Annotated in this window: 4 protein-coding genes and 1 pseudogene; 2 read left to right on the top strand and 3 right to left on the bottom strand. The window is 55.6% G+C overall.

Translation table 11 applies throughout. From position 1 onward, the window contains the following. Window positions 1-659, bottom strand: a pseudogene (locus MAIT1_RS00795) (hypothetical protein); the annotation flags it as partial. 155 nt (window positions 660-814) lie between these two features. Then, a complete protein-coding gene (locus MAIT1_RS00790; protein WP_158089238.1) occupies window positions 815-3,820 on the bottom strand; it encodes a Tn3 family transposase in 3,006 nt (1,001 codons plus the stop codon). Between the two features lie 152 nt (window positions 3,821-3,972). On the opposite strand from MAIT1_RS00790, the gene MAIT1_RS00785 reads away from it, so the two are divergent. After that, window positions 3,973-4,548, top strand: coding sequence for a recombinase family protein (locus MAIT1_RS00785; protein ID WP_085440120.1), 576 nt, complete (start codon window positions 3,973-3,975; stop codon window positions 4,546-4,548). 152 nt (window positions 4,549-4,700) lie between these two features. Here MAIT1_RS00785 and istA read toward each other — a convergent pair whose 3' ends face one another. Next, complete coding sequence (gene istA, locus MAIT1_RS00780) at window positions 4,701-5,468, bottom strand: IS21 family transposase (protein WP_158089237.1); 768 nt, start codon at window positions 5,466-5,468, stop codon at window positions 4,701-4,703. Between the two features lie 81 nt (window positions 5,469-5,549). Here istA and MAIT1_RS21395 point away from each other — a divergent pair, with 81 nt between their 5' ends. Further along, on the top strand, window positions 5,550-5,783 hold the full coding sequence (locus tag MAIT1_RS21395) for a hypothetical protein (protein ID WP_143814552.1): 234 nt from the start codon (window positions 5,550-5,552) through the stop codon (window positions 5,781-5,783). Window positions 5,784-5,875 lie beyond the last annotated feature (92 nt).

Raw genomic sequence — 5,875 nt, 5'->3', positions numbered from 1 at the left:
CAAAAGCGCGCTGCAGAAACAAAAGCTTCCTGCTCAAATAGCAAAACCGACCCTTCCTGAAACTGGCGATCCTGCCCACTTGCGGCTCCGGGAGAGGCGGACGCTCCGCTATCCCTGTGGAAAACGAAAACACGTTTCCCACAGGTCTGCCGCCTCTCCCTCATTCTGAATCTCAAGTGTGTTGAAAAGATGTTTTTGTTCGTTTTTTTAAAGACAAAGGAAAACGGCAAACCCCGTTGTGCGCTACGCGCCCAACCAATGCCCAAGTGATGCATTATTGCGGCGCCATGGTGCTGCATTTTTCGGGCGCCATTGACAAAGTCCACCTGGGCGTGTCCGGGCGCATGGCTGAGGGGAACAAACTTCTCTTTCAGATGCAGACGCTTGCCGCGCACATACTCCTTGACCGCGCCATATTTCCCGTCGTAGCCGTATTCATCGCACAGCCGTTCATATATCCGCTGCGCGGTGTGGCGCTCCTTCTTGATCTTCTCCAGATCGTTCTTGAGAATCTGATCTATGAACCCGGTGAACGGCCCCAGTTTGGGCAATCTGACCGGCTTGCTCCGCTGGTAGCCTGGCGGCTCAGGGTTCTCCATCATTTTGCGCACCGTGCGCGGATCCAGCTCAAAAGTCTCCGCCGCCTTGCGCTTGCTCATCCCGCCTCTGGTTACCGCCAAACGCACTTCTCTGTACATGCTCACTGAATAGGGTCCGTCTGCATAAAGGTACCAAATCCACCACAGGGGATCTGACACTGAGTTGATCTGGCAGGGCTATCAACGGTTTTGGTCCTCCCGATGTTGATGGTGTTTCATGCTGCCGGTTTCAGGGGAAGGATTCCGACGGAGTCACGGAGCTTTTCCTCGGAGAAATCGTACTCGCCGAGCATGTTGATGTGCGCCCAGGAGATGGGCGAATGGGTGGCGATGAGGCGACGCAGATTCTCCTTGGCGCCGTCGTCAGGGGCTTTTTCGAGTTGGCGGGTGAAGTAGAGATAATTCCAGCAGATAATGCTGTTCTTGATGAGGCGGTTGCAGGCCTCGGCGATCTCCTGCTCCTCCTTTTCGGACTGAGTGAACTCACGGGGATTTCCAACGGCAACGGCACGGGTGAAGCGGTTGGCCAGCTCGACCTTGTTCAGTTGCTTCTCGATGGCCTGGCGGAGTTCAAGATCATTGACATAGCGTAGGATAAACAGTGACTTGATGATCTGACCAAAGGCTTTAAGCGCCTGATAGAGCGCGTGTTGCCGGGAATAGGAGTTGAGCCGCCGAAAGATGTCAGAGGCGCTGTTCTCCTTGAGCTTGATGGTGGCGACCAAACGCAACAGGTCATCCCAGTTTTCGCGGATAAGGGCCGCGTTGATGGTTTTGTCAGGCTGGATTTTCCAACTTTCATCCGCCCGCTCTTTCGGCTTGAATATGTAGAGGGTCTGCTTCCCAATCCCCTTGATGCGCGGGGCGAAGGAGAAGCCGAGCAGATGGGTAAGACCGAATACAGCCTCTGTGTAGCCATGGGTGTCTGTCGAATGGATGTCGCTTTTTATGACATCATTGTGCATCAACCCGTCGATAACATAGGCGCTTTCGCGGTCGGCGGCGCTGATCATCAGCGAATGCCACAGGAGATGACGCTCGTCGACGAAAGTGTAGGCGCTCACGCCCTGCCCTTGGCCGAAATATTTGAACGAGCGGCTGGCGTGCAGACTCTCGCCGCGCACCTCGAACTTCTGTCCATCGCTGGCGGTGTGCAACGCCAGCGTATCCCGGCGGTAAAGATTGGGCAGCTCCATGTCGTCCATGGCTTTGACCACCCTGTCATTGGCGGCGCGAATGTTGTCGAGCGAGAAGCGCCAATTGACGGCGTGCTCTAACTCATTCTCGGTAATGCGTGAGGAGATCCGGGCCATTTTGCGCACGCCGATGCCGCACCCCAATCCGATGATCCCAGCCAGGAGCGCGGGATGGGAGGCCATCTGCTGGAAATGGGTTTGTTGCCAATGCTCAAACGCATTGAGCATGCCGCAGTGGTTGTTGATGGTTTCCAGAACTTGCGCCAACGGCACATCATGCCGTTGTGGGAACAACTCCCCAAGTGGGTCGGCGCTACTGGCGTCAAGCGCGGGTGTGGCAATATGGAAGGTCCCGTTGGCGCGGATTTTCAGATACGGATTGTCGGCGACGCGGCTGTTCGTCGCTCGGTATTGTGTGTAAAGCGCCGCATCCAACTTCAGCAGAATCGGCTCAGGATCGGCAAGCTCAGTAAGGCCCGCCCGCTCCAACAGAGACGTCTTCTCCCGCTTCCAACGCTTACGATCAATGAGATAGGCGTCCATCGGGCGGTATTTGTAGGAGCAAGCAAGATTCAGATCACCAGACTTGATGGCGCCGGTGACATGCTGAAACAGAAATACCTTGTAGAGAGAGGGGCGGAATGCGCCATCCCCACGGCGCAGCATCGCGCACTCATCCGCATTGAGAAAACCCACTGGCGCGCGTTCATCGATATTGCCGTCACGGGTCTTGAAATACGCCGCGGCGATGACCAGCGCCGCAGAGCGGTCATTCGATTCGAAGGCGAGTGCCCGCAAAATGGGGCTCAGGCGGTTTTGCAGTTTCAATGAATGGGATTCCAGCATTTCAAACCAGCTTCGATCTTGTCCGCTGATTTCCAGATCAGCTCTCAACCGATCGAAGGCGTCGGTTTGGTTGCGATCCAGTAGTGTACGAATTTGCACGATTTTCTGTGTATCCGATAAGTCGGCCGCATCCGTCAGATTGCGAATTTCGCGGATCACGCCAAGAACCGATGCGTCCAGATCATTCATGACGGCTTTGAACTGCTCCTGCTGACTCTTGCGGTTCTCCAGCAATCGCTCCTTGTGCTCGCGGGAAACGGTTGTTTGGAAAGACGCCATAACACTGAGCCACAGATCGGCCAGATTATCCTGCATGCGGAAGTGCTGATGCGCTACGAAGGCGGCGGCGTGAACATAGCGGTCTGCCTCAGCACGCTGCTGGAGTTGAAAGATGCGCGCCTTCAGAACGCTCCCGGCAAAGTAGCGGACACCGGCCATGCCGAGATCAAGCACGCACAGAATGCCTTCGAGCCGACCGTAAAGCGCCGTCAACGTTTCAAAATCCGTAATGCTTTCCTTGATCCGCGTCGGTTTCGTTGATTGCGACAGCTTTTTGAGCAGGGTCAGACGATAGCGGTTCTGATCATCCGATGTGCTGAACAGATCATCCAGGAGATCGCGCGCTTCACTGGTGAGATGAGCATCCATCAACGCCGCCAGCTTTGCCTTACGGTCATGTAAGCCACGGCGGATCAACTCTGTCAAACTGCGGGCAGTTGGTACCTGAGAACGGTGTTGGATCAGGAAATCCACACAACGGTCGAGAATCAGCCGGGGCTTGAGATGCATCCGCGCCATGGTTGCAATCTCGGCAGCGATGATCGTTTCCGCCTTTTTGTCAAAAGAGGTGAAGCCGTAAAATTCGAGAATGCGGCGCTGATGTCGCAAGCGGGTGGTTTCGGTGTAATCCGTCGTTCTGAAGGGTTGATCTCCCAGATGGAGTTGATGAGCGGCAAACACAATATCGCGCTCGTGGAAATCCTGTGGCTGATAAAAGCGCTTGGTCGCTTTGAAATATCCACACATCAGCAAAAACCCGATCTGACCGCTGGGCGTGCGCAGTGTGGCGGCGATATCCATCAACCCTTTGGGCAAGAGGAAAAACTGTTTGCGCTCTCGATGATCGAACTGCGGCGGCTTGTCGAAAGCCTCCTGTTCGCTCGCGGTGAGGATGCGCATGCGTGGCATAACAGACCTTGGCTTGGGTGGCCGGAAGGGGACGATTTTGAACAGTGGCGAAACACCTGTTCAGAAAATAGCTTGATCCATTATAGGACAGGGGTATAATTCCGTACAGCCATTTCGTAACAATCGCAACGCCCGGACGCGCCATGCCCAGAACCTTCGCTTATGCCCGTGTCTCAACCGTTGAACAAGAGCCTGAGAATCAGCTTCGTGAGATTGAGGCGGCAGGCTTCAACATCGAGTCCCACCGGATTATTACGGAAACCGTGTCCGGATCGATGGCCATTGCTCAGCGCAAAGGATTTGCCCGTTTGATCGATAAAATGGAGCGGGGGGACGTGCTTGTTGTCACTAAACTCGACCGACTCGGACGTGACGCCGTTGATGTCAGCACGACCGTGGCCAAGTTGGAGATGATGGGCATCCGCGTGCATTGCCTGGCCCTGGGTGGAATCGATTTGACCAGCTCCGCCGGGAAGATGACCATGCACGTCATCAACGCAATCGCCCAGTTCGAGCGCGACCTTCTCATCGAGCGCACTCAAGCGGGGCTCGCCCGCGTCAAAGCGCAAGGCAAACCGCTCGGGCGACCGCCAGCCCTATCTCCTGATCAGCAGCAGACCGTGCGCACGCTCATTGAGAATGGCGAGCCGATTTCAGCGATTGCACGCCAGTTCTCCACCAGCCGACAGACCATCATGCGGATCAGAGATCAAGCCTGAGTCTGTGGTGGGTTTGGTACCTTTATGCAGATGGACCCGAATACATCCTCCCACCCCCTGACCCGGAAACTCTATGACTGAGTTTTCTGAGTTAGAGAGCTTTTTCTGGTGTGGGATTTTTGGACCGCCATTTTTGGACGATCCAAGCTGTTTCAGTGATGCATTTTTACGGCGCCATTCTCATTGAGCGCATCAAACGATTCAAAGCGGGGAGCCGGGACCATGAAGTTGCGTCGGGCGTAGCCGACCAGCCCCTCGACCTTGCCTTTGTCGTTACCTCGCGCCGGGCGGCCAAAGCGGCTATCGAACAGGTAATGGGATTGCAGCCGGATCATCTCTTCGGTCAGATCTCGGCGACCATCCCGGTAAACTTTGACCACGGCGATGCTGGTGTTGTCGTACAGAATGCTTTGGGGAACGCCGCCGAAGTGATCACAGGCGGCGTTATGCCCCGCACAAAACGCTTCCGTGGTTTCCGCGGGGAAGCCCATAACGAAGCTGTCGTCGCTGTAGGGCAGACTCATACAGAAAAAGTGGATCTTGCGCTCCACGCCGCCGATCACGCCGTGCGTTTGCCCAAAGTCCACCTGGGCGTGTCCGGGCGCATGGCTGAGGGGAACAAACTTCTCTTTCAGATGCAGACGCTTGCCGCGCACATACTCCTTGACCGCGCCATATTTCCCGTCGTAGCCGTATTCATCGCGCAGCCGTTCATATATCCGCTGCGCGGTGTGGCGCTCCTTCTTGATCTTCTCCAGATCGTTCTTGAGAATCTGATCTATGAACCCGGTGAACGGCCCCAGTTTGGGCAATCTGACCGGCTTGCTCCGCTGGTAGCCTGGCGGCTCAGGGTTCTCCATCATTTTGCGCACGGTGCGCGGATCCAGCTCAAAGGCCTCCGCCGCCTTGCGCTTGCTCATCCCGCCTCTGGTTACCGCCAAACGCACTTCTCTGTACATGCTCACTGAATACATCCTCCCACCCCCTGACCCGGAAACTCTATGACTGAGTTTTCTGAGTTAGAGAGCTTTTTCTGGTGTGGGATTTTTGGACCGCCATTTTTGGACGATCCAAGCTGTTTCAGTGATGCATTTTTACGGCGCCATTCTCACACCGCTTTGCAGGAGCGCCAGGCTATCACATCGGATGGGCCGCGCGCGCCGTTCACCTGGCAATTTTCCGCCACATTGGCCGCCGAGTGGATGCCGGGCTTGTTCCCTGAACAGTCTCAATAAGGCGGCCATGAATAGCGGATAATACGCACTATCTGAGGGTGTGCTATCCGTTCAGCAGAAACATCTGAAAGAGAAATCTCATCTCACGCGAC

It is taken from the genome of Magnetofaba australis IT-1, assembly GCF_002109495.1.
In the GTDB taxonomy this organism is placed as follows: domain Bacteria; phylum Pseudomonadota; class Magnetococcia; order Magnetococcales; family Magnetococcaceae; genus Magnetofaba; species Magnetofaba australis.
The sequence above is the reverse complement of the archived record's forward strand: the minus strand, read 5'-3'. Positions and strand labels throughout refer to the sequence as shown.

Bases quoted from the DNA above. Each gene is read 5' to 3' on its own strand.
- MAIT1_RS00790 (WP_158089238.1), bottom strand. From the start codon at position 3,820: ATGCGCATCCTCACCGCGAGCGAACAGGAGGCTTTCGACAAGCCGCCG.
- istA (WP_158089237.1), bottom strand. From the start codon at position 5,468: ATGAGCAAGCGCAAGGCGGCGGAGGCCTTTGAGCTGGATCCGCGCACC.
- MAIT1_RS21395 (WP_143814552.1), top strand. From the start codon at position 5,550: ATGACTGAGTTTTCTGAGTTAGAGAGCTTTTTCTGGTGTGGGATTTTT.
- MAIT1_RS00785 (WP_085440120.1), top strand. From the start codon at position 3,973: ATGCCCAGAACCTTCGCTTATGCCCGTGTCTCAACCGTTGAACAAGAG.